Annotated in this window: 13 protein-coding genes and 1 riboswitch; of the genes, 8 read left to right on the forward strand and 5 right to left on the reverse strand. The window is 71.7% G+C overall.

Annotated features, from left to right (window positions below; translation table 11 throughout):
- Positions 1-252 precede the first annotated feature (252 nt).
- Positions 253-1,194, forward strand: a complete 942-nt coding sequence (locus ACFWU6_RS10445) for a trypsin-like serine peptidase (RefSeq protein ID WP_383804805.1) — start codon at positions 253-255, stop codon at positions 1,192-1,194.
- Between the two features lie 394 nt (positions 1,195-1,588).
- Here ACFWU6_RS10445 and ACFWU6_RS10450 read toward each other — a convergent pair whose 3' ends face one another.
- Positions 1,589-2,524 carry an oxidoreductase gene (locus tag ACFWU6_RS10450; protein ID WP_383804806.1) on the reverse strand — a complete coding sequence of 312 codons (936 nt, stop codon included), beginning with the start codon at positions 2,522-2,524 and terminating at the stop codon, positions 1,589-1,591.
- Positions 2,525-2,892: 368 nt separating this feature from the next.
- Here ACFWU6_RS10450 and cbiE point away from each other — a divergent pair, with 368 nt between their 5' ends.
- From cbiE to ACFWU6_RS10465, 3 genes are read left to right on the forward strand one after another with little or no spacing between them, the layout of a single operon-like run.
- Positions 2,893-4,140 (forward strand): precorrin-6y C5,15-methyltransferase (decarboxylating) subunit CbiE, encoded by a 1,248-nt coding sequence (cbiE, locus tag ACFWU6_RS10455; protein WP_383980313.1) that lies wholly within the window; start codon positions 2,893-2,895, stop codon positions 4,138-4,140.
- Complete coding sequence (cobM, locus tag ACFWU6_RS10460) at positions 4,137-4,886, forward strand: precorrin-4 C(11)-methyltransferase (RefSeq protein ID WP_383804810.1); 750 nt, start codon at positions 4,137-4,139, stop codon at positions 4,884-4,886. The genes cbiE and cobM overlap by 4 nt, the downstream gene beginning before the upstream one ends.
- Complete coding sequence (locus ACFWU6_RS10465; RefSeq protein ID WP_383980315.1) at positions 4,876-5,709, forward strand: cobalt-precorrin-6A reductase; 834 nt, start codon at positions 4,876-4,878, stop codon at positions 5,707-5,709. Before cobM ends, ACFWU6_RS10465 begins: the two co-directional genes overlap by 11 nt.
- Here the strand turns inward: ACFWU6_RS10465 and ACFWU6_RS10470 are convergent.
- The 3 genes from ACFWU6_RS10470 to cobG are packed head-to-tail and all read right to left on the reverse strand — an operon-like array spanning position 5,700 to position 9,183.
- A complete protein-coding gene (locus ACFWU6_RS10470) occupies positions 5,700-7,199 on the reverse strand; it encodes a precorrin-2 C(20)-methyltransferase (RefSeq protein ID WP_383804812.1) in 1,500 nt (499 codons plus the stop codon). The genes ACFWU6_RS10465 and ACFWU6_RS10470 overlap by 10 nt on opposite strands.
- Positions 7,196-7,843 carry a precorrin-8X methylmutase gene (locus tag ACFWU6_RS10475; protein WP_383804814.1) on the reverse strand — a complete coding sequence of 216 codons (648 nt, stop codon included), beginning with the start codon at positions 7,841-7,843 and terminating at the stop codon, positions 7,196-7,198. Before ACFWU6_RS10475 ends, ACFWU6_RS10470 begins: the two co-directional genes overlap by 4 nt.
- Complete coding sequence (gene cobG / locus ACFWU6_RS10480; RefSeq protein WP_383804816.1) at positions 7,840-9,183, reverse strand: precorrin-3B synthase; 1,344 nt, start codon at positions 9,181-9,183, stop codon at positions 7,840-7,842. Before cobG ends, ACFWU6_RS10475 begins: the two co-directional genes overlap by 4 nt.
- Before the next feature lie 370 nt (positions 9,184-9,553).
- A riboswitch (cobalamin riboswitch) is annotated at positions 9,554-9,654 on the forward strand.
- Positions 9,655-9,707: 53 nt separating this feature from the next.
- Here cobG and cobN point away from each other — a divergent pair.
- Complete coding sequence (gene cobN / locus ACFWU6_RS10485) at positions 9,708-13,325, forward strand: cobaltochelatase subunit CobN (protein WP_383980317.1); 3,618 nt, start codon at positions 9,708-9,710, stop codon at positions 13,323-13,325.
- A gap of 81 nt (positions 13,326-13,406) precedes the next feature.
- Here the strand turns inward: cobN and ACFWU6_RS10490 are convergent, their stop codons facing one another.
- Positions 13,407-15,956, reverse strand: a complete 2,550-nt coding sequence (locus ACFWU6_RS10490) for a DNRLRE domain-containing protein (protein WP_383980323.1) — start codon at positions 15,954-15,956, stop codon at positions 13,407-13,409.
- 1,140 nt (positions 15,957-17,096) lie between these two features.
- Between ACFWU6_RS10490 and ACFWU6_RS10495 the strand changes: the two genes are divergently transcribed.
- The 3 genes from ACFWU6_RS10495 to ACFWU6_RS10505 all read left to right on the forward strand — a co-directional run bounded on the left by ACFWU6_RS10495 (position 17,097) and on the right by ACFWU6_RS10505 (position 26,797).
- Positions 17,097-23,861: a ricin-type beta-trefoil lectin domain protein gene (locus tag ACFWU6_RS10495; protein ID WP_383980328.1), complete on the forward strand. Its 6,765-nt coding sequence runs from the start codon at positions 17,097-17,099 to the stop codon at positions 23,859-23,861.
- Complete coding sequence (locus ACFWU6_RS10500) at positions 23,858-24,334, forward strand: hypothetical protein (protein ID WP_383980333.1); 477 nt, start codon at positions 23,858-23,860, stop codon at positions 24,332-24,334. The genes ACFWU6_RS10495 and ACFWU6_RS10500 overlap by 4 nt, the downstream gene beginning before the upstream one ends.
- A gap of 246 nt (positions 24,335-24,580) precedes the next feature.
- A complete protein-coding gene (locus tag ACFWU6_RS10505) occupies positions 24,581-26,797 on the forward strand; it encodes a germacradienol/geosmin synthase (protein ID WP_383980338.1) in 2,217 nt (738 codons plus the stop codon).
- The last annotated feature ends 2 nt before the right edge of the window (positions 26,798-26,799 follow it).

Consider the following 26,799-nt stretch of genomic DNA (forward strand, 5'->3'; position numbering starts at 1 on the left):
CGCCCGGGCCGCCCGGCCACGGCGAGGCTGCCGGGCCCGCCCGGCCCGCGCGGCCGTACCTCGGCCCGCCCGGGTGTCTCAGCCGCGGGGTACGACCGTGCCGAGGGCCTGGAGCAGCGGGTACCAGTCGGACGAGACGATCGAGCCGTTGTGAGAACGGACACGTCCCCGGCGGGCAACCCCGGCCGCCGCCCCCGCATCGAACGGGGCGGACAAGACGTCGGGCCGGCCGGCGGGGCGGAGGGGCCACACATGTCGATCAGGATTCGGGGGCGCGCCGTACGGGCCGCCCTGGTCACCGCCGCCCTCGGCTCGGTGGTCCTCGCGGGGACCTGGTACGTGTGGGAACTGCGCGGCATCGCCGCCCACCGGGCGGACGGGAACGAGGCGCGGGGCGCCTACCGGCAGGATCCCGAACGCGCCGACCGGACGGCGTTCGCCGTGCTGGAGTCGGTGACCCAGGGGGACCCTGAGCCGGTCCCGGCCGGCGAGGGCTTCGGCGCCGCCGCGACCGCGCCGGCGCGGGCCCCCGACTGGCGGCCCTCCGACCCGCTGGAGGCCCGGCCGGCGCCGGCCGAGCCCGCGATCGGGGCGCTGTTCTCCCCGGGGAACGACGCCGACCCCGACCACCACTGCACGGCCTCCGTGGTGCACTCCCCCGCCGGCGACCTGATCGCCACCGCCGCCCACTGCGTGTACGGCGGGGGCTTCCGCACCAACCTGGCCTTCGCCCCCGGCTATCGGGACGGCGCAGCCCCGTACGGGATATGGGTCCCCACCCGGATCGACGTGGACCCGCGGTGGATCGAGGACCAGGACCCGGACCACGACATCGCCTTCGTCCGGCTGCGCAGGCCGGGCAACCCGGGTCAGCGGCTGGAGGACGTCACGGGTGCCCAGACGATCCGCTTCCGGCCCGAACTGCCCGTCCGGGCACGGCTCGTCGGCTATCCGAACGACTCCGAGGAGCCGCTGGAGTGCCGCAACACCGCCGTCGCCGACGGCCCGGCGCAACTGCGGCTGGACTGTGCGGACGTGCCGAACGGCAGCAGCGGCGGACCCGTGCTGACGGACGGACACACCCTGATCGGGATCATCGGGGGCCGCGACGGCGGCGGCGACGAGGAGACCTCGTACAGCAGCTACCTCGGCGACGCGGCACGCGCGCTGTACGAACGCGCCACGAACGCGTAGCCCGCTGACGTCGCGCCGGCGCCGCGCGGATCACGCTGGACGGCCGGACTCTCCGTCCGGTGCACGGCGCTGCCGTGCGGCGGGATCGCCGCCTCCCGGCGCCCGTGATCGAGGTCCGGCGCTCCCTGCGCCCCGACCGGGACGGGCCGGGCGGCGGGCCGCGCCGGGGGGCGCGGGCCCGTGGGTGGTTGTCCGTAGCGTCGTCGTCCATGCCGCCGAGTGTCCGGCGGGGCGGGGCGCCCCGGTCAGGGCCCGGCCGGGGCGCTCGGAGGCGCCCCGGGGGCGGACGGACTCACACGGGGCGCCGGCCCGGACCGGACGCGGGCCCGGCACGGGCGGGGCGTTGCGGATGGGGCGTTGCGGAGGGACGCCGGGGCTTCCGGCTCCGCCGCCGTCAGCGCGGCAGCGACGCGTACGAGACCCCTGTGAGCCTCTCGGAGGCCGCCCAGAGCCGTTCGCCGGACGCGTCGTCCAGGGTCCACTTCGCCCGCCGGGACGGCGCGGGCGCACCGCGCCAGCCGTAGCGGGGGCCGATGAACGCGTCGGGGAGGACCCCGGGCGCGGTGGCCGCGTAGAGGGTGGGCAGCGCACCCGAGGCGGCGGGCTGGGCGACGACGTCGTTGGCCAGGGCTGCCACGCGTGAGGTGAGGGTGCGGCGGCCCTCCCCCTCCGCCGCCCCGGCGTGCAGGTTGGTGGAGGCGTAGCCGGGGTGCGCGGCAGCCGCGACGATGCCCTCGCCGGCCGCGGCGAAGCGCCGGGACAGCTCGTGCGTGAAGAGCAGGTTGGCGGTCTTGGAGCGGCCGTACGCCACCCAGCGGCGGTACCCGCGCTCGCTGCCCAGGTCCTCGTGGTCGATGTCGCCGAGCACGTGGAGGCCGCTGGAGACGGTGATGACGCGGGCACCGGGGGCGGCCGCCCGCAGCCTCGACAGCAGCAGTCCGGTCAGCGCGAAGTGGCCCAGGTGGTTGACCCCGAACTGCGTCTCGAAGCCGTCGGCGGTGCGCCCGAACGGCAGGGCCATCACGCCGGCGTTGTTCACGAGCAGGTCCAGGGAGGAGCGGCGCTGCCGGTACCCCTCGGCGAACTGCCGTACGGAGGACAGGTCGGCGAGGTCCAGCTCGGCGAACTCCACCTCCGCGGAGGGCACTTCAGCGCGCAACCGGATCACGGCGGCCCGCCCGCGGGCGGCGCTGCGGCAGGCGAGCACCACCACCGCGCCCCGCCGGGCGAGCTCGCGCGCGGTGGTGTAGCCGATCCCGCTGTTGGCTCCGGTCACCACGGCGGTGCGGCCGCTCTGGTCCGGGATGTCCGCGGCGTTCCAGCGGGCCATGGCGACTCCCTCACGACACTGGTCCTTGCCCCTGGTCACTCCACTGGCCACCCTACGCGGGGCCGGCCGCCGCCGACACCGGCACGTCTGCCGCCGCGGCCGGCCGCAGGCCCCCGCCGCGGCCGGCCGCAGACCCCGGCCGCGACAGGCCGTAGAGCACGGTGCTCTTCGGCCGTAGCGCACCCGCCGCCACCGGCCGTAGCGCACGGCGGCGTCCGCCCGCCGGCGCGGGCGCCGCTCCGGCGCCGCGCGGCCCCGGCGTCGGCCGCGGTCCCGGTCACCCTGGCACCGGAGCCGCGCCCGCGCCCCAGTAGGCTGCGGGTCCGCCCCTCGCATTCCCCGTCTCCCGTTCCCCGAGGTACCGCGCCGTGAGCTCCGCACCGCCCCCCGCACCCGTGACGGTCGTCGGCCTCGGCGCCGACGGCTGGGCCGGGCTCGCCGCCGCCGCCCGGACCGCGCTCGGCTCCGCCGAGGTGCTGATCGGCGGCCCCCGGCAGCTGGACCTGCTGCCCGCCGCCGCGTGCACGGGCGAGCGGGTGGCGTGGCCCAACCCGCTGCGGCCTGCCGTGCCGAAGCTGATGGCCGAGCACGCGGGCCGCCGGATCGCGGTGCTCGCCAGCGGCGACCCGATGTTCTACGGCATCGGCCGCGCCCTCGCGCAGGAACTGGGCCCCGACGCCCTGCGGGTGCTGCCGCACCCCTCGTCGGTGTCGTACGCCTGCGCCCGCCTGGGCTGGCCGGTCGAGGAGACCGAGGTGGTCACGGTGGTCGGCCGCCCGGTGGCCCGGCTCGCGGCCGCGCTGTTCGAGGGCCGGCGGGTGCTGGTGTTGAGCGCCGGGGCGGGCACCCCGGGCGAGATCGCCGCCCTCCTGCGCGAGCAGGGCTTCGGTCCGAGCCGGATGCGGGTGCTGGAGCAGCTCGGCTCCGAGTCCGAGGACGCGTACGAGGGCCTCGCCGACGGCTGGGAGCACCCGCCGGGCGACCCCCTCAACGTGGTGGCCGTGGAGTGCCGCCGGGATTCCGCGCACGCGGGTCCGCGGCTCGGCGCGACCCCCGGCCTGCCGGACACCGCGTACGAGCACGACGGGCAGCTCACCAAGCGGCACGTCCGCGCGGCGACCCTGTGCGCGCTGGCCCCGGCCCCCGGCGAGCTGCTGTGGGACGTCGGCGGCGGCTCCGGCTCCATCGGCATCGAGTGGATGCGCACGCACCCCTCCTGCCGGGCGGTGACGGTGGAGCGGGTCCCGGAGCGGGCCACGCGCATCGCCCGCAACGCGGCGGCCCTCGGCGTACCGGGCCTGCGCGTGGTGGTCGGCGCCGCGCCGGACGCGCTCACGGGACTCCCGGCCCCCGACGCGGTGTTCATCGGCGGCGGCCTGACCGCACCGGGCCTGCTCGACACGGCCTGGGCCGCGCTGGCCCCCGGCGGCCGGCTCGTGGTCAACACCGTCACCCTGGAGTCGGAGGCGGTCCTCGCCGACTGCCACCGGCGCCACGGCGGCGAACTGGTGAAGCTGGCCGTCGCGCACGCCGTGCCGGTCGGCGGTTTCACGGGCTGGCGGCAGGCGATGCCGGTCACCCAGTGGTCAGTGACGAAGGAGAAGGAACCCTCATGACCGTGTACTTCATCGGAGCGGGCCCCGGCGCCGCCGACCTGATCACGGTGCGCGGTGCCCGGACGCTGGCCGCCGCCCCGGTCTGCCTGTACGCGGGCAGCCTCGTCCCGCGCGAACTGCTGGCCGAGTGCCCGGCGGACGCCCGGCTGGTCGACACCGCGCAGCTGAACCTGGACGAGATCACCGCCGAATGCGTACGGGCGCACGCGGCGGGCCTGGACGTGGCGCGGCTGCACTCCGGCGACCCGTCGATCTTCAGCGCGGTCGCGGAGCAGATGCGCCGGCTGGACGCGGCCGGCATCCCCTACGAAGTCGTCCCGGGCGTACCGGCCTTCGCCGCGGCGGCGGCCGCGCTCGGGCGGGAGCTGACCGTCCCCACCGTCGGACAGACCGTGATCCTGACCCGGATCGCCCAGCAGGCCACCCCCATGCCGCCGGGCGAGGACCTGGCCACGCTGGGCCGCAGCGGCGCCCTGCTGGTGCTGCACCTGGCCACCCGCTACGTGGACCGGGTCGTGGACGAACTGCTGCCGCACTACGGGGCCGAGTGCCCGGCGGCGGTGGTGGCGATGGCCAGCCGCCCCGACGAGCTGGTCCTGCGCGGCACCCTGGCGGACATCGCCGCCCAGGTGAAGGAGGCGGGCCTGGTGCGCACCGCGGTCATCCTGGTGGGCCGCACCCTGGGGGCCGGGCAGTTCCCCGACAGCCACCTGTACTCCCCCGAGCGCGACCGGCATGTCTGCTGACCCACGTCGCCACGTACTGGTCCTGGGCGGCACGACGGAGGCCAGAGCGCTCGCGGAGGCGCTGGCCGGCGACCCCTCGTACCGGGTGACCACCTCGCTCGCGGGCCGGGTCTCGGCGCCCGTGCTGCCGCCGGGCGGGACCCGGATCGGGGGCTTCGGCGGGGTCGCGGGGCTCGCGGCCTGGATCGTCGGCCACGACGTGACGCACGTGGTCGACGCCACCCACCCGTTCGCGGAGCGGATGAGCTTCCACGCCTCCGGGGCCGAGGCGCTCACCGGCGTCCCGCTGCTGGCGCTGCGGCGCCCCGGGTGGGCCCCCGGTCCCGGCGACGCCTGGACCTTCGCGGACTCCCTCGCCGGGGCGGCCGCGCTGCTGCCCGGGCTCGGCAGCCGGGCGTTCCTGACCACCGGGCGGATGGGGCTGTACGCCTTCGCGCACCTCACCGACACCTGGTTCCTGGTCCGTTCGGTGGACGCGCCCGCCCCGCCGATGCCGCCGCGGCTCGAAGTGCTCCTGGACCGGGGCCCGTTCGGTCTCGACGGCGAGCGGGAGCTGCTGGCCCGCCACCGGATCGACGTCCTGGTGACCAAGGACAGCGGGGGCGCGGCCACCGCGCCGAAGCTCGCCGCCGCCCGCGAGGCGGGCATCCCGGTCCTCGTCGTACGCCGTCCCCCGGCCCCCGAGGGCGTGGCGGAGGCGCATTCGGTGGCCGCGGCACTGCGCTGGCTCGCGGAGGACCAGGCCGGGGAGCCGGGGGCCCGGGCGGACGCGCCGCCCCGGGACCCCGGGCCTTCCCGCACCACCGCGTCAGGTCACGGGTAGCGGCGCGGGGTCCACGTGATCCGGGAGCCGTCGGCCCGCTCGGATACCCGGGTCTGCGAGGAGCCGATCAGCAGGATCGTCCGCATGTCGACCTCGGCGGGCTCCAGTTCGGCGAGCGTCACGATCCGCACCGACTGCTCCGGCCCGCCCACGTCCCGGGCGACGACCACCGGGGTCTGGGGCGAGCGCAGCTCCAGCAGCAGCTCGCGGGCCTGCGCCACCTGCCAGGTGCGGCTGCGCGAGCCGGGGTTGTACAGGGCGAGCACCAGATCGGCCGCGGCGGCGGCGCGCAGCCGCTCCGCGATGACCTCCCACGGCTTGAGCCGGTCCGAGAGCGAGATCGTGGCGTAGTCGTGGCCGAGGGGGGCACCGGCCGCGGCGGCGGCCGCGTTCGCGGCGGTGACCCCCGGCAGGACCCGTACGGGCACGTCCTTGTACTGCTCCTGCCCGGCGACCTCCAGGACGGCGGTGGCCATGGCGAAGACGCCCGGGTCGCCGCCGGAGACCACCGCGACGCGCTTGCCGCGCCGGGCCAGGTCGAGGGCGAACTCGGCGCGCTCGGACTCCACCTTGTTGTCGGAGCCGTGCCGGATCTGGCCCGGCCTGGCCGGCACCCGGTCCAGGTAGGTGGTGTATCCGACCAGCACCTCGGCGTCGGCCAGCGCCCTGCGGGTCTGCGGGGTCAGCCACAGGGGGCCGGCGGGTCCGGTGCCGACGACCACGACCTCGCCGGGGCCCGGCGGGACGCTGCCCGGGTTGCCGATCCGGCTGGGCAGGACGGCGACGGCGAAGTACGGGACCGATCCCGGGTCGACGTCGGCGAGCGGGCCGGTGCGCTCGCCGGCCATGGTGGCGCGCTCGACGTAGCGGGCCTCGGCGAGGCGGCCGCTGGCCTCCATCGCGCCGCGCACGGCGGGGAAGGTGCGGCCGAGCTTCATGACGACCGCCGAGTCGGTGGCGGCGAGGCGGGCGGTGAGCTCTTCCTCGGGCAGGGTGCCGGGGAGGATGGTCAGCACCTCCTCGCCCTCCACGAGCGGGGTGCCGAGCCGGGCGGCGGCCGCGCTGACCGAGGTGACACCGGGGACGACCTCGGTGTCGTACCGGTGCGCGAGGCGCTTGTGCATGTGCATGTACGAGCCGTAGAAGAACGGGTCGCCCTCCGCGAGGACGGCGACGCTCCGGCCCGCGTCCAGGTGGGCGGCGAGGCGCGCGGCGGCGGACTCGTAGAACTCCTCCATCGCACCCTGGTAGCCGCCGGGGTGGTCGGTGGCCTCGGTGGTGACCGGGTAGACCAGCGGCTCCTCGACGTGGTCGGCGCGCAGGTGCCCCGCGGCGATCGACCGGGCGATGGACCGGCCGTGGCGGGCGCTGTGGTAGGCGACGACATCAGCCCCGGCGATCACCTCGACGGCGCGCAGGGTCATCAGCGACGGGTCTCCGGGACCGAGCCCGACCCCGTACAGGCGCCCCTTGGCCTCGGCGGCGCTCATTCGGCCACACTCGCGATGGCGTTGACGGCCGCGGCGGCGATGGCGCTGCCGCCGCGACGGCCCCGCACGATGAGGTGGTCGAGCCCGGAGGGGTGCGCGGCGAGCGCGTCCTTGGACTCGGCGGCGCCGATGAAGCCGACGGGCACGCCGATGACGGCGGCCGGGCGCGGGGCGCCCTCCTCGATCATCTCCAGGAGCCGGAACAGCGCGGTCGGCGCGTTCCCGACGGCGATCACCGACCCCTCCAACAGGCCGCGGTCGCGCCAGACTTCGAGGGCGGCGGCGCTGCGCGTGGTGCCCATCCGGGCGGCGAGGTCCGGCACGGCCGGGTCGGAGAGGGTGCAGATCACCTCGTTGCCCGCGGGCAGCCGCTTGCGGGTGACCCCGCTGGCGACCATCTGCACGTCGCACAGGACCGGTGCGCCCGCCTCCAGGGCGGCGCGCGCCCGCAGCACCACCTCGGGCGTGTAGCCGAGGTCCTGCGGGAGGTCGGTCATCCCGCAGGCGTGAATCATGCGCACCGCGACCTGGGCGACCGAGGCCGGCAGCCCGGAGAGGTCCGCCTCGGCACGGATCGTGGCAAAGGACTGGCGGTAGATCGCGGCGCCGTCCTTCTCGTACTCGAACACTGTGTACTCGCTCATTTCTTCACTGCGGCTTCGGAGGTGTGGCGGGCGGCCGTGAGGGCGGCGCCCAGGTCGGTCGGGTGCGGGTGCGGCAGGGGCTCTCCGTGCACGGAGAGCCGGTACCCGTCGGCGGTCGCGAGGGCGTCGACCCAGGCGGTTCCCCGGGGGTGCCCGCAGCGGCGTTCGCAGCCCGACCAGTGGACGGGCAGGGGGGTCCCCCCGCCCGGGGGGCCCGGGGAGGGCGCGCGGGACGCGTGGACGACGGCTCGCGCGTCGGCGCGTACGTCCGCCAGGGACTTGCCGCAACCGGGCCGCCCCGTACAGGCGGTGACGGACCGCCAGGGATCGTCGGGGCCGGTGATCAGGCCGGCGTCGGCGAGCCGGGCGAGGGCCGCGGCGGCCCGGTCGGCGGGCAGGTCCGGCACGACGATCCCGCGCCAGGGGGTCAGGCGCATCCGGCCGGTGAGGCCGGCCAGGAGGAGCCACTGCGCGGCGGTCAGCCGGCCGAGGGGCGCGAGGACGCACAGCGCGGCGCCGCCGCCGGGGCCGGCCACCGGCCCCGGTTCGGGCGCGGCCGGCGGGCCCGGCGGGCGGACGGGCCCGGGAGCCGCGGCGATCCCGGCGGCGGTCAGCCGGGCGGTCAACCGGTCTGGGGACAGCGCGTGTTCGGTCGGCAGCTCGCTCACGCGCCAGGCCCGGGTGCCGGCTTCGCGGGCCGCGTCGAGGAAGTACTCGGCGGCCACCAGGGCGGCCCGGGGCGCGTCCGGCGTGCGGACGACGGCGCCGCCGCGGGCGCCGGCCGTCCACACCAGGGCGCGGGCGCCGTCCAGCGCGGTGAGGTTCACGTCGGCGTCGAGGGAGGCCGCGTCGCCGCGGCCGTCGTCGAGGGCGAAGAGGAAGCGCCCGGACAGTCCGGCCGCCGCCTCGCTCGCGCACAGCAGCCGGTCCAGCTCCGCGACCCACGGCGCCGCGTCGGGCAGGCCGCGCCGGTCGAGGCCGGTCAGCGGCGAGAGCACGATGTTGCGGACCCGCTCGTGGGCGGGGGCGGGGAGCAGGCCGGCCCGGGCCAGCAGCTCCGCGAGCTCGCCGCCGCAGCCCGCGCCGAGGCCGCGCAGTTGCACGTTGCCGCGCGAGGTGAGGTCGAGGTGGCCGTCGCCGAGCCGGGTCGCCGCGCCGGCCAGCAGCCGGGCGGCCGCCCCGTCGAGCAGGCCGCCCGGGACGCGCACCCGCGCGAGGAACCCGTCGTCGGCCGCGTGCAGCCGCAGCGCGCCGGGACAGGCGTCACCGCGGTCCCGTATGACGGGTTCGTCCCGCGACACGGAATCGTCCCGCATCGCGGCGGAAGGGGGCTGGGGCATGGCGGCGAGCATACCCACGATTCCCCGCCGCCGACCTGTGTCCGTCACCACCCCACCCCCTGCGACCAGCCCCCGCCCGAACCCGAGCCCCGTCCGGGACGCCACCCCCGGGACGGCCCCGAGCCGCGTACGGCAGGGCTCCCGCGGAACCCCCGGCTTCCCCGCCCGAGCCGCCCCGGCTTCCCCGCCCGAGCCGCCCCGGCTTCCCCGCCCGAGCCGCGCCGCCTTCCCCGCCCGAGCCGCGCCGCCTTCCCCGCCCCGGCCGCCCCGGCTTCCCCGCCCGAGCCGCCCTGCGCACCGCAGGACACCCCCGCTCCCGGTCGGGGAACCCGCCGCCTAGGATGACCACCGGCAGGCCGCACGGCCCGCCGTCGCCGAGGACGGCGACAAGGGAGGAAGCCCGGTGTGATTCCGGCGCGGTCCCGCCACTGTGAACCCGGCGCAGCCACCGGCCGGGTGAGTCAGGAACTCCCGCCGTCCTCACTGCCCGGGGCGCGGAAACCCCGAGGAAGGCCTGCCGCCGCATGATCCTGCTGCTGTCGACGTCCGACACCGATCTGCTCAGCGCCCGCGCCGCGAACACGGCGGACGGCCCCGTGCCGTACCGGTTCGCGAACCCCTCCCGCCTTCCCCTCGACGACCTGCCCGGCCTCCTCGACGGCGTCGACCTGGTCGTCGTACGCCTCCTCGGCGGCCTCCGCGCCTGGCAGGAGGGCCTGGACCTGCTGCTGGCCCCCGGCCAGACCCGCCCGGTCGTGGTCCTGACCGGCGAACAGGCCCCGGACGCCCAGCTGATGGAGGCCTCCACGGTGCCGATCGGCATCGCGGCCGAGGCCCACGGCTACCTGGCGCACGGCGGCCCCGCCAACCTCGGCCAGCTCGCCCGCTTCCTCTCCGACACGGTCCTGCTGACCGGCCACGGCTTCGAGCCGCCCGCCGCCTCCCCCACCTGGGGCCCGCTGGAGCGGACGCCCGCCCGGACCGACGGCCCCAGGGTCGCCGTGCTCTACTACCGCGCCCACCAGATGAGCGGCAACACCGCCTTCGTCCACGCCCTGTGCGAGGCCGTCGAGGCACACGACGCGCAGGTCGTCCCGCTGTACGTGTCCTCCCTGCGCACCCCCGAGCCGGAGCTGCTGGCCGCGCTCTGCGGGGTCGACGCCGTGGTCACCACCGTCCTCGCGGCCGGCGGCACCAAGCCCGCCACCGCCTCGGCGGGCGGCGACGACGAGTCCTGGGACGCGGGCGCCCTCGCCTCGCTCGGCGTGCCGATCCTGCAGGCCCTGTGCCTGACCGGTTCACGCGCCGGCTGGGAGGAGAACGACGAGGGCCTGTCCCCCCTCGACGCCGCCACCCAGGTCGCCGTGCCCGAGTTCGACGGCCGGCTGATCACCGTCCCGTTCTCCTTCAAGGAGTTCGACGAGGACGGCCTGCCCGCCTACGTGGCCGACCCCGAGCGGGCCGCCCGGGTCGCCGGGATCGCCGTGCGCCACGCCCGGCTGCGCCACATCGAGCGCCGCGACAAGAAGGTGGCGCTGGTCCTCTCCGCGTACCCCACCAAGCACTCCCGCATCGGCAACGCGGTAGGCCTCGACACCCCGGCCAGCGCCGTCGAGCTGCTGCGCACCCTGATCGCGGGCGGCTACGACTTCGGCCCCGTCGAGGACATCCCGGGCCTGGTGTCCGGCGACGGCGACGAGCTGATCCGGGCCCTGATCGAGGCCGGCGGCCACGACCAGGACTGGCTGACCGAGGAGCAGCTGGCCCGCAACCCGGTGCGCATCCCGGCCGCCGACTACAGGCGCTGGTTCGCCACGCTCCCCGCGGAGCTGCGCGAGCGCGTCAACGAGCACTGGGGCGAGGCCCCGGGCGCCATGTTCGTCGACCGCTCGTCCAATCCCGAGGGCGACATCGTGCTGGCGGCCCTGCGCCGCGGGAACCTCCTCATCCTCATCCAGCCGCCGCGCGGCTTCGGCGAGAACCCGATCGCGATCTACCACGACCCGGACCTGCCGCCCTCGCACCACTACCTGGCCGCGTACCGCTGGATCCAGGCCCGTGCGGAGGACGGCGGCTTCGGCGCCGACGCGATGATCCACCTGGGCAAGCACGGCAACCTGGAGTGGCTGCCGGGCAAGAACGCGGGCCTGTCCGCCGCCTGCGCCCCGGACGCCGCGCTCGGCGACCTCCCCCTGATCTACCCGTTCCTGGTCAACGACCCGGGCGAGGGCACCCAGGCCAAGCGCCGTGTGCACGCGACCCTGATCGACCATCTGGTGCCGCCGATGGCCCGCGCGGAGTCGTACGGCGACATCGCGCGCCTGGAGCAGCACCTGGACGAGTACGCGCAGATCTCCGCGATGGACCCGGCGAAGCTGCCGGCGATCCGCGCGCAGATCTGGACCCTGATCCAGGCGGCGAGGCTCGACCACGACCTGGGTCTGGAGGAGCGCCCCGACGACGACGGCTTCGACGACTTCCTGCTGCACGTCGACGGCTGGCTGTGCGAGGTCAAGGACGCGCAGATCCGCGACGGCCTGCACGTGCTGGGCGGCGCCCCGACCGGCCCGGCCCGGGTCAACCTGGTCCTGGCCATCCTGCGCGCCCGCCAGATCTGGGGCGGTACGACGGCTCTCCCGGGCCTGCGCGAGGCACTGGGCCTGGACGAGTCCGCGGCCACCCGCACCTCCGCGGACGCCGTCGAGGAGCAGGCGCGCGCCCTGGTCCAGGCGATGGAGGACGCGGACTGGTCCGCGGACGCCGTCGCGGCGGTCGCGGAGGGCCACTCGGCCGACGTGGCCGCGGTCCTCGCCTTCGCGGCGAACGAGGTGGTCCCCCGGCTGGCGGGCACGGTGGACGAGATCGCCCACGTGGTGGCCGCCCTGGACGGCCGCTTCATCCCGGCCGGACCCTCGGGCTCCCCGCTCCGCGGCCTGGTCAACGTCCTGCCGACCGGCCGCAACTTCTACTCCGTCGACCCCAAGGCCGTCCCCTCCCGCCTCGCGTGGGAGACGGGCCAGGCCCTGGCGGAGTCCCTGCTGACCCGCTACCGCACGGACAACGGCGACTGGCCCGCGTCCGTCGGCCTGTCCCTGTGGGGCACGAGCGCGATGCGCACCTCGGGCGACGACGTGGCGGAGGCGCTCTCCCTGCTCGGCGTCCGCCCGGTCTGGGACGAGGCCTCGCGCCGCGTCACCGGCATCGAGCCGATCCCGCTCGCGGAGCTGGGCCGTCCCCGCATCGATGTCACGCTGCGCATCTCGGGCTTCTTCCGTGACGCGTTCCCGCACGTCATCGGCCTGTTGGACGACGCGGTGCGGCTCGCCGCCTCCCTGGACGAGCCGGCCGAGCAGAACTTCGTCCGGGCCCACGCCCAGGCGGACCTGGCCGAGCACGGCGACGAACGGCGCGCGACGACCCGGATCTTCGGCTCGCGCCCGGGCACGTACGGGGCCGGCATCCTCCAGCTGATCGACTCCCGCGACTGGCGTACGGACGCCGACCTCGCGGAGGTCTACACGGTGTGGGGCGGGTACGCGTACGGCCGCGGCCTGGAGGGGCGGCCGGCGCGCGCGGAGATGGAGACCGCCTACAAGCGGATCACCGTCGCCGCGAAGAACACGGACACGCGCGAGCACGACATCGCGGACTCGGACGACTACTTCCAGTACCACGGCGGCATGGTGGCCACGGTCCGCGCCCTGCGCGGCACGGCCCCGGAGGCGTACATCGGCGACTCCACCCGCCCGGAGACGGTCAAGACCCGCACCCTGGTCGAGGAGACGTCCCGCGTCTTCCGCGCCCGCGTGGTCAACCCGAAGTGGATCGAGGCGATGCGCCGCCACGGCTACAAGGGCGCCTTCGAGCTGGCGGCGACGGTGGACTACCTCTTCGGCTACGACGCCACGACGGGCGTGGTCGCGGACTGGATGTACGACAAGCTAACCGAGGCGTACGTCCTGGACCCGGAGAACCGCGCCTTCCTGGAGGAGGCCAACCCCTGGGCGCTGCACGGCATCGCGGAGCGCCTCCTGGAGGCCGAGTCCCGCGGCATGTGGGGGAAGCCGGACCCGCAGGTCCTAGAAGCCCTGCGCCAGGTGTACCTGGACACGGAGGGCAACCTGGAGGGCGAGGCCGAGTAGCACCGCGAGAACCCGACCGAACGCGAGTGCCCTCCCCCGCAACCCCGGGGGAGGGCACTCGCGTTCGGCTCGTCCTAGCGATCAGCCGATGGTGAGGAAGGTGCTCCAGCCGTCTTCGTCGCGTCCGGAGGGGCCGCCGCCGAGGGTGGCGGTTCCGCCCGGGTAGAGCCACTGGTTCTCGTTGGTGCCCACGGCCCAGATGTCGGGGATCCCGTCGCCGGTCGCGTCGGGGGTGCCCAGCAGCTTGGGATAGGCGGCCCGGCCCCAACCGGAGGTGGCGTAGGTCAGATCCAGGCCGCCTTCAGACGCGGCCTGGGAGGCCAGCGAGTCGATGTCGGCCCCGCCGTTGGCGCCCGGCTTGCCCTTGCGCAGGGCGAGGGTGCGGTTGGCGTTGGAGTTGTCCCGGAAGAGGAGGTCGGGGACCTTGTCGCCGGAGACGTCGCGGACACCGACGAGGTCACGGGCCGCCCACCCGGTGGCCAGCTTCTTGTAGGAGGCGAAACTTGAACCGGTGTATCCGGAGAACGCCCAGAAGCCGTCCGCGTCCAGCGCGAACAGGTCGCCCAAGCCGTCACCGTTCATGTCCTCGGTGACCACGATCTGGCGGAACGTCGCCGGGTCGGGCGCGCTGAGGGGCAGTTGCATCTCCATCCGGCGCCCGACGTCGAACTGGCCGGTACCGGTGCCGGGGTAGATGTACAGCTTCCCGTCGGGCATCCGGGCTATGAGGTCGGTGATGCCGTCGCCGGGGTGCCAGTCGGTGGCGTGTGCGATGAGTGCCGATGTGCCGGTGGTCGGGTCCTTCCAGTAGCCGGGGGCGACGGGCTTGCCGTTCTCCACGGCGCCGGGGAGCCAGGCGTCGGTGTCGCCCTGGGCGTCGCCGGCGTAGGTCCTCAGGTTTCCGGCGGCGTCGACGGCCAGAATGTCGGGAGCGCCGTCACCGGTGACATCGCCGGGCTTGTCGATGCCGGGGCGGGGCCGGACGTAGAAGAGGTATTCGGTGGGGGTGGAGATGTTGCCGGACTTGGAGACGGTCCGGACGTAGAGGACGTTCGGGCCGGCGAGGTCGGCTTGGAGTTTGATGGACGCCAGGTCGTTCTGCCAGGGCCACGTCTTCTGGTCGTAGAGCGGGTGGTTGAGGGACCACTGGTATTCGCGTATGTCGGCGCCGGCGGTTCCGTTGCCGAGGATCTCGATCCACTGGTCGGGGGTACCGGCCGGGTTGACGCTCCACTCGGCGGCGTCGGGGCCCGGCGCGGGGAAGTGCGTGGAGCGGACGGCCGGGTTGGCGGGGGCGACGTGGTCGACGGTGAACGTGCACCAGCCGCCGCCACCGGAATCTGCGGGACCGCTGCCCTGGGACCACCAGCCGTCCCAGTCCTGGGTGCGGGAGAGCCAGTGGTACTTGCGGCCCGAGGTGAACTTGTCCAAGGTGACGGTGTGTTCGCCGACGCCGTCGCTGTCGGGCCACAGCCACTCGTCGGCGATCTTCGTGCCCGAGACCGCGTCCCAGACCTCGATCTGGACCTGCTTCAGGTTCCCGTCGCGGTCGATGCCCTTGGACCGGAAGGAGATGTTGGTCTTGCCGATGCTGGTGCCGACGGCGCTCGTCAGACACGGGCCGCCGGGCGAGGTGTTCATGTTCGAGGCAACCGGAATGTCGGGCGGCGTGTTGTAGACGACCTCGATGTACGGGGCGCTCTCGCCGTTGGCGAGGAACTTCTTCCAGTAGTACGAGTCCGACTCGCTCGGCGCCTTGAACCCGAGCGACAGGGCACCCCAGCGGGCGGCGGCGGCCTCGGCGACCAAGCCCTTGATGTCGGGGGCGATCCAGTTGTCGGGGCAGGCACTCTTGTGGCCGTAGCCGGCGTTCTCGGTGGCGACCTTCTTGCCCCACCAGCCCGTCGTGTTGTTCCAGTTCGACGACGACGTCACGAACGGCGTGGAGTAGATGTCCATCGCCTTCTGCGTACACGACCACGAGTACGTCTGCAAAGCACGGACCTGGGCCGACTGGATACCCGCACCGTGGAGCTGGCCCCCGAACTCAAAATTGAACACCGAGCGGGACGTGCCGCCGGAATCCGATTCATAGCCGACACGGGCCTCGTTCGTCCCGGACGCGTTGTAATTCTGCCCGTTGTAGAAACTCGTCCCGCCGGCCGTCTTGTAGAGCAGCGACCACGCGTGTTTGCGGCCCTTGAACGAGGGGTCGACGAAGACCGGATACACCGTGTCAGCGGCACTCAACAGAGCAGCGTCCGCCTTTAGGTTGAGGATGCCGTCTTTGAACGAGGCAGCCGCCTTCGACAAGTGCGCGCGCTCCGCACCCGCCAAGCCGGGCAGGGCCAGGGTGGGATGGTCCTTGGCCGCGGCCGGGGGCTGCCACGCAGGAACGTCATCGGTGGTCTTCACCTTGCCGGAAGAATCCCACATGAGAGGTGACGGGGAGCCCGCCACTTCCTCGCCCTTGCCGTCCCGCGCGGAGACGGCACCCGACTCGCCGTCGACCTGGAATGCCAGATCCGGTGAAGCGAGACGGTAGTTCAGGTCGGAGAGGAGAGGATCGGTGGCGGCCTGCCTGTCCTTCACGACCAGGATGTGCGAATACCCGCCGTCCTGCGCCGTCATCAACAGATCGATACCCGGCCGGACATTCTCATAGAGCGCCCGCGGCCCATCGATCACCGGCTGGGGCAGCACACCGGGCCAACTCACCACCATCTCATGGCCGTCTGTGTTCAGACGCACCAACTCGGACCATATCTGCCCAGGCTCCCGGACGTTCAGCCCGGAGCGCGCCACACCACGAGACGCCCGCCCGATCGGAGCACTGCCGCCGGCACTGAACACGACAGCGCCGTTCACGGCCTTGGCCGCATAACCGCCCTCCACCCGCTGCAGATCCGTATCAATGGGCTTCCACTGACCACCGACCTGCGCACGCACCGTCGAGCTGGAGATGTTCGTCTTGAACAGTCCATCCGGCTGCGCGAACGTCGTCGTGTTCGCCGTCCGGTCCGCCGTCACCTCGACGTCCTTGCCCGACTCCGCCGCCAGCTTCCGCGCATCCGCCGCGGAAACCGGTCCGGCGGCCGCCCCCTTCGCAGCTGACTCTTTCTCCCGCGCTTCCTGACCCCGCCCCAGCTGGACACCCACAGGCACGGCGACGACCATCGCAAGCAGTGCAGCAACACCGCCCATGGTCCGACGACGCCGGAACCAGCGACGCGCCGGGACGGCAACCGCCTCTGCTGAATGGGTAGTCGACGGTGGACCCTCGTCCCCGGATTCACGTACGGACATGCTTCTACTTCTCCCCCCTCGGGCGCACACTGCAGCAGCCCTCGGTACTCACAGGCGAATCGATCGGCGGCCTTGAACGCGTCAGCGGCGGGCTCTGCCCGCTCCACCACGACGCAGAGCCACGCGAGCAGAGCATGAAGCATCAGTCACTTCACGTCACCCCTCACACCCACCCCGAGGGGGCTGCTTTGCAGCGCCTTTGGGTTGAATGTCGCGAGTAAGTGACTGATGAAGTGACAAACCCCACACCTTCTCGACGAGCCATGGTTATTCAGGCTCCACGCCCCCACAATCGGCTGGCTACTTGTCAAATTCCTGTCGGTCGCGTGCCGTTGCCGCGGCGGCAGTACGTGGGGGGTCCACATGTCGCCGTTCTCGGCGAGCAGTTTCCACCTGCCCGGAAGCAGAAAGGCACGCGCACGCCGTGCGCGCCTTGCCGGGCGCACCGGCATCACGCTGTCCGTGGTGCTGGTCGTATCGCTCATACCCGCTCAAGCCTGGGCCGCGCCGCCGGGCGACCGCACCGGCGTCCAGTTGCCGGGGCTCCAACAGGACCTGAAGGCGAAACTCGACAAGGTTGAGGCCGCCAAGCTCGAGGGGTGGACCGGCGCTCCCGTACAGCCGCCACCCGAGTACGAGCCGGCAAACGTGACGCCGCCGACCGGCGGCTCCGTGAGCGTCGCCCTCAGCGGCGACCAGCTGGTGCAGGCCGGCACGCTCCCCGTCAGCATCGGTAAAGCCTCGCCGACCGAAACGAATCCGGCGCCTCCTGCCCCGTCCGGCACATGGGCAGTGGCGGTCGAAACGCGCACCGCGACCGAAGCGGCCAACGTGGACGGCGCCCTGATCAAGGTCACGCCTCCCACCGGTGGCTCGACCCCGGTCGACGTACAGCTGGACTACAAGCAGTTCAAGGACCTCTACGGCACGGAGTGGGCCACCCGGCTCCAGCTCAAGCAGCTCCCGGAGTGCTTCCTCACCACGCCGGAGCAGCCCGAGTGCTCCGTCTCCAAGGACGTCCCGAGCACCAACGACCCGGCCGCCGGCACAGTCCGCGCGACCGTGGACCCGGCCACCGCACCCGGACAGGGCATGCGGACCATGGCCGTGGGGGGCGGCGGCCCCATGGTCCTCGCCGCCTCTGACGGCGCCTCCGGCGCCGGCGGCAGCTACAAGGCCACCTCCCTGTCCCCCACCGGTTCGTGGAGTGCGGGCGGCAGCGGGGGTGGCTTCTCCTGGAGCTACCCGCTCGACGTACCGGACGCTCCCGCGGGCCCGACGCCCAACGTTGCCCTCTCCTATTCCTCCCAGGCCTTGGACGGCAAGACGTCCGTGGCGAACGGGCAGGCCTCCTGGGTCGGTGACGGCTGGGACTACGAGCCTGGATACATCGAACGCCGGTACCGCGGTTGTGACGACGACCTCAAGCCCACACCGAGCAAGCCGAACAACGACAACGGTACGGACAAGAAGAAGGACGACCTGTGCTGGGCCGGCGACAACGTGGTCATGTCGCTCGGCGGCAGCACCACCGAACTCGTCCGCGACGCTACCAGCGGCCAGTGGGCCGTGGCGAACGACGACGGCTCCAGGGTCGAGCGCAGGACCGACACGAGCGTCCCCAACGGCGCCAAGGAGGGTGAGTACTGGGTCATCACCGCCAGAGACGGCAACCGGTACTTCTTCGGCCGTCATGACGTGGACGGCGCCGGCACCCGCGCCGTCACCAACTCGGTCCTCACGGTTCCCGTCTTCGGCAACCACCCCGGCGAGCCCTGCTACCAGACCGCCTACGCCAACTCCTCCTGCACCCAGGGCTGGCGCTGGAACCTCGACTACGTCGAGGACGTCCATGGCAATGCCATGATCATCGACTGGGCCAAGGAGACCAACCGCTACGCCAAGAATGACAAGTTCAAGGAGCCAGTCGAATACGCCCGCGCCGGCTACCCCACTCAGATCACCTACGGCCTGCGCAACACCAACCTGTCCGGCCCGCCGGCGGCAAGGGTGGAGTTCACCGTCGAAGAGCGGTGCATCAAGGAGGGCTCCGCCAAGTGCACGGACACCGAGTTCGAGTCCAAGAACTACGGTGACAAGCAGCCCTGGTGGGACACCCCCTCCACGCTCCACTGCAAGGCCGGGAAGGACTGCTACACCGGATCACCCACCTTCTGGACGCGCAAGCGCCTGACGGCGGTGACCACCTACGGCCAGCGTACGTCCGGATCCACAGCGCTCTCGCTCGTCGACCGCTGGTCTCTCACCCAGTCGTTCCCCAAGCAGCGTACGGACACCCACCCGCCGCTGTGGCTCGAGTCCATCACCCGCACCGGCTATGGCACGGCCAAGGACGAGAACGGCAACCAGCTCAGCGCAGCACTCCCGCCGGTCTCCTTCCTCGCCAACGTCCAGGACATGCCCAACCGCGTGGCCAAGAGCGCCAACGACGCCACCCCCGACTTCGACCGCCTCCGCGTGGAAACCATCCGCAACGAGACCGGCGGCGAAACGTACGTCGACTACTCCGATCCCTGTCCCGTCGGCACCACGCACCCCAAGCCGGAAGAGAACACGACCCGCTGCTACCCCAATCACTGGTCACCGGACAGCGAGCTCGAAACGCCTCCGCTCCAGTGGTTCAACAAGTACGTCGTCGACAAGGTCGTGGAGAAGGACCGCGTCGCCCGTCAACCGGACGTCACCACGAGTTACGCCTACGAAGGGAACGCCGCCTGGGCCAAGGACACGGACGAGTTCGCCAAGCCCGAGCTGCGCACCTACAGCCAGTGGCGCGGGTACGCCTCGATCGTTGTGACCAAGGGCGTCACCGCGAACACGGGCCGGCCCGACGCCACCGAGCAGTCACAGAGCCGAATCCGGTACTTCCGCGGCATGTCCGGTGACGCCGGGCGCCCCGTGATCAGTGTCAAGGACTCCACCCAAACCGAGACGCTGGGCGAGGACCTGCCCCAGTACCAAGGCATGACCGCCGAATCCATCACCTACACCAAGGCCGGCGGCAGCATCGTAAGCCGTAACCTGAACTGGCCCTGGAGCCAGAAGACGGCCTCCCGTCCCCGCGACGGAACAACGCCTCTGAACGCCTATCGGACCGGCACGTCACGCACGGACAAGATCCAGGCGGTCAGCGCTGGCATGACGCGTGTCGTCCGCACCCAGACCGGCTTCGAGAACACCTACGGCCTCGCCGTGTCCCTTCAGGTTGCCGCTCTCGTACAGAACGGCGCGGCTGGGTGGACCACCACCGACCAGAGTTGCACCAGTACGACGTACGTCCACAACACCGACAAGAACCTGATCGGTCTCGCACAGCGGGTTCGGACCACTGCGGGTGACTGCACCCAGGCTGCCACCGGGGCACTCGTCTCCGATACCCGCACCTCGTATGACGCGCTGAATGCCTTCGGCAGTGCTCCGTCCAGGGGTCTTCCCTATCAGGTCGACACCCACGACGCCGCCGGTACCGGATGGATCACGACGAGCCGGGCGGAATACGATGCCCTGGGCCGCGCCACCAAGTCGTACGACGCCGCCGGAAACGCCACAGCCGTCACGTTCAGCCCGGCTACGGGCCCCGCGTTCAGTACCACCACGACCAACGCCCTCGCCCACTCCAGCACCGAGAAGGTCGACCCCGGTCGCGGGTCCGTCCTGGAGACCACCGACGCGAACGGCCGAAAGGTCACCACGGGCTACGACAGCCTCGGCAGGTCCATTGCCGTGTGGACGCCGTCGCAGAAACCGGCGACGGACAAGGCTGCTGTCACCTTCAGCTACCAGACCAGCGAGCACGAGCCGCCCGTCGTGACGACCAGCACCCTGCGCGACAACGGTACGTACGGGCGCTCGACAATGATCTACGACGGTCTGCTGCGTCCCCGCCAGAACCAGACAGACGGAGTCGGCGGAGGCCGGGTGGTCACCGACACCCTGTACAACGCGAACGGCACCGTCCGGCGAACCGACAACGGCTACTACGCCGAGGGTGCGCCGTCCGCGGACATCTTCGTGCCGGAAACGGTTTTCCACATCCCGAACTCGGTCGCAAACGCCTACGACGGCCTCGACCGTCCGGTCCGTACCACGACGCTCTACGCAGACGTGGCGCAGCACTCCACGACGACCCAGTACGGAGGGGACTACACCCTCACTCGTACCACGATGTCCCCCGACGGCACGACGCCGCTCGGTGGCAGCCGTGCCGCGAAGACCTGGACGGACGCGCTCGGTCGCACTTCTCTCGTCCAGCACTACACCGCGAGCGACCTGACCGCCTGGAAGAACACGACGTACACGTACGACGCGCGAGGCAAGCTCTCGCGGGTCACGGACCCGGCGGCGAACACGTGGACCTACACCCATGACGCCCGAGGTCGCCTGATCTCCACCTCGGACCCGGACATGGGACAAGCCGAGTTCACCTACAACAATCTCGACCAGCAGGTCTCCGCCACGAACTCCGCCGGCCGCATCCAGTACAGCACCTACGACGTGCTGGGACGCAAGACGGAGCTCCGCGACGATTCGGCGACCGGTCCTCTGGTCAGCACCTGGACGTTCGACTCCCTCCCCGGAGGAAAGGGCAAGCCCGTCGCATCGACCGCGTACAACAACGGGAACGCGTTCAAGAGCGAGGTCACCGGATACGACGCCGAGTACCGGCCGACCGGCTCCAAGATCACGATCCCGGATGTGCCCGCGGCGAAGGGCTTGTCCGGCACCTACGCCTACAGCACCACCTACACGCCGACCGGCAAGGTCCAGTCGACCACGGTCCCCGCCACGCCCGGCGGCCTGGCCGCTGAAAAGCTCATCACCCGCTACAACGCCGACGGCATGCCCCAGACCATGTCGGGCCTGTCCTGGTACACCGCCGAGATCTCGTACAACCCCTTCGGAGAGGTGCTCCGGACGGCATCGGGCAACGCACCGAACCGGGTATGGACGACCAACCTGTACAACGCGAACACCGGTCGCATCTCCCAGTCCATAGGCGACCGCGAAACCGGCCCGCACCGCATCAGTGATGTCTCCTACGCCTATGACCCCGCGGGCAACATCACCTCGATCACAGACAGCCAGCCCGGTGATCGGACCGACCGCCAGTGCTTCGCCTACGATCCGATGGGTCAGCTCACCAAGGCCTGGACCGGCAAGACGGCCGCCTGCACCGGGCCGTCCCTGAATGACGTCACCCCGGGTCCGGACGGTGATGGATTCTGGCAGGAGTACCAGTTCGACTCGATCGGCAACCGCACCAAGCTGATCAACCGTGACCTCACCAACGGCGCGCTGGACGATGAGACCACCTACACGTACGGCGTGACCGTCGCAGGAAACGGCACCCAGCCACCCGCCAAGACCCAGCCCCACGCCCTGGCCAAGGCCGAGATGACCACCCGCAACCCGGGCTCCACGGTCAACTCTCTCTCCACCTACGAGTACGACGCCTCCGGCAACACCAAGACGCGGAGGATCGACGGCGACACGCAGACCCTGAACTGGGATCGCCGCAACAAGCTCAGCTCGGCTTCCAGCCCGGGCATCGGCGCGGTGTCGGTGGGCGGCATGGCGGGTAAGTGCCTGGACGTCCAAAATGGCGGTACCGCCGACGGCACGCCTGTCCAGCTCTATCCGTGCAACGAGACCAAGGCGCAGCAGTGGAAACTGACCGGTGATACCGTCCGGGCGCTGGGCAAGTGCCTCACCGCCCAGGGCGGCGATGCGGTCCTGGCTACCTGTGACGGCAGCGGCAGGCAGAAATTCGTCTACCGCGCCACCGACAAAACGCTCTACAACGCGGTGGCCAACGCCTGCGTGACCGTCCCGAACGACAACCCCGCTGACGGCAACGATCTCGACATCCACACCTGCGTTGCGAACGCCGCCGCCCAGCAGTGGACGTTTAACGACACCACCACCTACATCTACGACGCGGGGGGTAACCGTCTCATCGAGGAGAGCGGCAGCAGCCGCACCCTGCACCTCGGTGACACCCAGATCACCGTGAACAAGGCCGGCCAGGCTCTCGACGCCCAGCGCTACTACAGCAGCCCGGGCGCCCCGACCACCGTCCGTCGTACATCCGGCAAGGACTCCGACCACGCCCTGACCGTCCTGCTGGCCGACCACCACAACACCGCCACCGCGGCGGTGGACCTCACGACGGGCCAGGCGGTCACCCGGCGGAAGTCCGATCCCTACGGCAATCCCCGCGGCACACAACCCAGCGGTTGGCCCGGCACTCGCACCTTCCTCGGCACCGGAGTCGACGACAGCAACACCGGACTCACCCATATCGGCGCCCGCGAATACGAGGCCGCCACGGGCCGCTTCATCTCCGTCGACCCGATCATCGACATCACCGATCCGCTCCAGATGAACGGATACAGCTACGCCAACGGCAACCCGATCGGGAACTGGGACCCGACGGGCCTGGCACTCGAGGAATGCGCCAGCGGCATGTACGTGTGTGGCAACCGGGGCACGACGATCATCAGCGAAGGCAAGAATTACGCGAAGATCGTCAGGGAGAACAAGAAGACCGAACAGTGGCACGGCCGCAACAGGAAGCGGGCAGCCGAGAATCGCACCGCCGTCTACCTGCTGGGCATCAAGCTGGCGGCAGCCCACAAGAAGACCACGCTATGGCCCTATAAATGGAACGCAAAGGGAATTCATCCCGGTGATGGCGTCAATCGGGACGAGCTGAAAAACAGCCCGCCGGTCGTCGGGTCTTGGCTCAACAAGACCGAATCGGCAAGCGAAGCAGAATTGACAGTCTGCATGAACCAGCCTTCAGACTGCCTGAAGGCGCGGGAGATCGCCGAATGGGCAGAGACCACAGCCAACGCCGAACGCGCGAAAGACGGCAGCATCGATCTCAACGCGATGCGGCACACCATCTGGCAGGCCCGGTTGGACATGGAGTTCGGCGAAGAAATCGCCGACGTATGGACTGACGCACACGAGGCATATCACCCCAAGAGTGAGGAAGGCGACCACATAGCCGATTTGGTCAACAATCTACGAGGCCGGGCCATGGGCAAGGAAGTCCAGCAGGAGACGGCGGCCCGGGTCGGGAAGTCACGCGTGGCCAGCGAACTCAAGAAGACGAACTACGAACCGCTTCTATCCCGCGCCCGGGCCTACTCCAAGTCGAGTGACGCAGCTACCCAGTCCGATTTCGAGGAGTTCGCCGAGTGAAGCCCTCGCGTCAGTACCTCTGGATCACCCTTGTTCTCCTGGGCGGCATCGCAGCATTCTTCACCGTGGTAAATGTGTTGCCGAAACCAGAACCGAGCGGGTTTTTCGAGACCCACCGCAAGGAGGATGTCGCGGCAGTGTGGAGCAGTGATGCGGGCGGCCGGCTGGAGTTCACCCGGGCGGGAGAGTTCACCGCGAGCAACATCCGTCTGGATCCCACCTGCACGGACGCCTATGACGCGGGCCGCCGCAACGAAAGGTTTTCCGGTACCGGAAAGTGGAAGTTCGGATCCTTTCCCGATGAGCCCAGCGGCGTGACGCTGGAGTTCACTCCGACCAGTACGGCTCCCGATCTCCATCCATGCACGGTCTACTCCATGTTCACGGGCACGCCCGAGCGACCGGCGCTCCAGCTCCAGCAGGACAGGAGAACTCCCGAGGAGTACACACGAGGTGAACCACTCGGTCGCTGATCGAGTCGTACACCGCTCGACCACCGAAGGCCCCCGCGCATCACGCGGGGGCCTTCGGCCGTCCCGCCCGGACCTGCCGTCCCTCTTACTCCTCCCCCCGGCCCCGCGCCGCGGAACGGCGGGCCCGTCACCTGATGCGGTGAACTACCCCTTAGGCCGGTCGCATCAGGGGTAGGGCACTGCTGATCTCGTGCGGGGGCCGGGCCCAACCGGCCCCGCACCCGTGGACGAAGGGCCGACCCTGCCGTGACGCAGCCGTTTCAACTGCCGGATTTCTACGTGCCGTATCCGGCGCGACTGAACCCCCACCTGGAGGACGCGAGGGTCCACACCAAGACGTGGGCGCGCGACCTCGGAATGCTGGAGGGCTCCGGCGTCTGGGAGGAGAGCAACCTCGACTCCCACGACTACGCGCTGCTCTGCTCGTACACCCACCCCGACTGCGGCAGTGAGGCGCTGTCGCTGGTCACCGACTGGTACGTGTGGGTGTTCTTCTTCGACGACCACTTCCTGGAGATGTACAAGCGCTCCCAGGACCGCGACGGCGCCAAGGCATACCTCGACCGGCTCGCGGCCTTCATGCCGATGGACCTCGCCGACGGCTTCCCCGAGCCGACCAACCCGGTCGAGGCCGGGCTCGCCGACCTGTGGGCGCGCACCGTCCCCGCGCTGTCGATGGACTGGCGGGAACGGTTCTCCGAGTCCACGAAGAACCTCCTGAACGAGTCCATGTGGGAGCTCGCCAACATCAACATCGGGCGCGTGGCGAACCCGCTCGAGTACATCGAGATGCGCCGCAAGGTGGGCGGCGCCCCCTGGTCGGCCGGGCTGATCGAGTACGTCTCCGCCGAGGTACCGGCGCGCGTGGCGCACTCGCGGCCCCTCGGCGTGCTGCGCGACGCCTTCTCCGATGCCGTGCACATCAGGAACGACATCTTCTCCTACGAGCGGGAGGTCGCCGACGAGGGCGAACTCTCCAACGCCATCCTGGTGTTGGAGACCTTCCTCGGCTGCTCCACCCAGGAGGCCGCCGAGGCCGCCAACGACCTGCTCACCTCCCGCCTCCAGCAGTTCGAGCAGACCGCCCTGGCCGAGCTGCCGCAGCTCTTCGCCGACCACGCGATGGACCCGGCGGAGATCGCCGCCGTCCTCGCCTACGCCAAGGGACTCCAGGACTGGCAGTCCGGGGGCCACGAGTGGCACATGGTCTCCAGCCGCTACATGAACAAGGAGGCCAGGGCCACGGCTCCGCTCACCCTGCCCTTCCTCCCGTCCGGGCTCGGCACCACCGCGCTCGACCTCCGCTCGGTCTTCACGCGGCGCTCGCTGGAGCTGCGGCGGCGCTCCTTCACGCACGTCCCGTTCGAGAAGACCGGGCCGTCCGTCATCCCCGACATCTACATGCCCCACCCGCTGACCCTCAGCCCGCACCTGGCACACGCGCGCGAGGAGTCGGTGGCCTGGTGCCGGCGGATGGGCATGCTGGACCCCCAACCCGGCGACCCCGGTTCGGCGATCTGGCACGAACGCAAGCTGCGCGGCTACGACTTCGCGGTCTGCTCGGCGGGGATCGACCCGGACGCCACCCCCGAGTCGCTCGCCCTCAACGCGTGCTGGCTGAGCTGGGGCACCTACGGGGACGACTACTACCCGGTGGTCTTCGCCCAGGCCAAGAACCTGCCCGCCGCCAAGGCCGCCACCGCCCGCCTGATCGCGATGGTCCCCGTCGACCACGCCGAGCAGGCCGCCGCGGCGACGGCGATGGAGCGCGGGCTCGGCGACCTGTGGGTGCGCACCACCGCCGGGATGTCGACGCGGCAGCGCACCGAGTTCCGGGCCACCCTGGTGGACATGCTGGAGAGCTGGCTCTGGGAGGTGGACAACCAGGTCCAGAACCGCATTCCCGATCCCGTGGACTACGCCGAGATGCGGCGCAGCACCTTCGGCAGCCGCCTGACCATGTACCTGTGCCGGCTCGGCCACGAGGGCCGCGGCATCCCGGAGGAGATCTACGCGTCGGGCACCATCCGGTCGCTGGAGAACGCCGTCTCGGACGCCGCCTGCCTGATCAACGACATCTTCTCCTACCAGAAGGAGGTGGAGGTCGAGGGCGAGGTGCACAACTACGTGCTCGTCACGCGGAACTTCTTCGACATCGGCTACCCGGAGGCCCTGCACATCTGCCACGCGCTGATGACGCAGCGCACCGAGGAGTTCGAGCACATCGTGGCGCATCAGATGCCGCTGCTCTACGACGACTGGAAGCTGGGCACCGAGGCGCGCGCCGCGCTCGACGCGTACGTCGGCGAGCTCCGGGACTGGCACGCCGGCATCCTCAACTGGCACCGTAAGATCGCGCGTTACCGTCCGGAGGACCTGCACGATCTGCCCGACGGGCTGTCCACGGGCGTCTGGGGCGCGGACTTCGGCATGGCCGCGGCCCGCATCTCGCTGCCCGCCTGATC

This window comes from Streptomyces sp. NPDC058674 (genome assembly GCF_042716505.1).
Taxonomy (GTDB): Bacteria; Actinomycetota; Actinomycetes; order Streptomycetales; family Streptomycetaceae; genus Streptomyces.

Coding starts and splice junctions, on each gene's coding strand:
- ACFWU6_RS10465 (WP_383980315.1), top strand. CDS start 4,876: ATGTCTGCTGACCCACGTCGCCACGTACTGGTCCTGGGCGGCACGACG.
- ACFWU6_RS10445 (WP_383804805.1), top strand. CDS start 253: ATGTCGATCAGGATTCGGGGGCGCGCCGTACGGGCCGCCCTGGTCACC.
- ACFWU6_RS10475 (WP_383804814.1), bottom strand. CDS start 7,843: ATGAGCGAGTACACAGTGTTCGAGTACGAGAAGGACGGCGCCGCGATC.
- cobG (WP_383804816.1), bottom strand. CDS start 9,183: ATGCCCCAGCCCCCTTCCGCCGCGATGCGGGACGATTCCGTGTCGCGG.
- ACFWU6_RS10490 (WP_383980323.1), bottom strand. CDS start 15,956: ATGACGGCGCAGGACGGCGGGTATTCGCACATCCTGGTCGTGAAGGAC.
- cobM (WP_383804810.1), top strand. CDS start 4,137: ATGACCGTGTACTTCATCGGAGCGGGCCCCGGCGCCGCCGACCTGATC.
- cobN (WP_383980317.1), top strand. CDS start 9,708: ATGATCCTGCTGCTGTCGACGTCCGACACCGATCTGCTCAGCGCCCGC.
- ACFWU6_RS10450 (WP_383804806.1), bottom strand. CDS start 2,524: ATGGCCCGCTGGAACGCCGCGGACATCCCGGACCAGAGCGGCCGCACC.
- ACFWU6_RS10470 (WP_383804812.1), bottom strand. CDS start 7,199: ATGAGCGCCGCCGAGGCCAAGGGGCGCCTGTACGGGGTCGGGCTCGGT.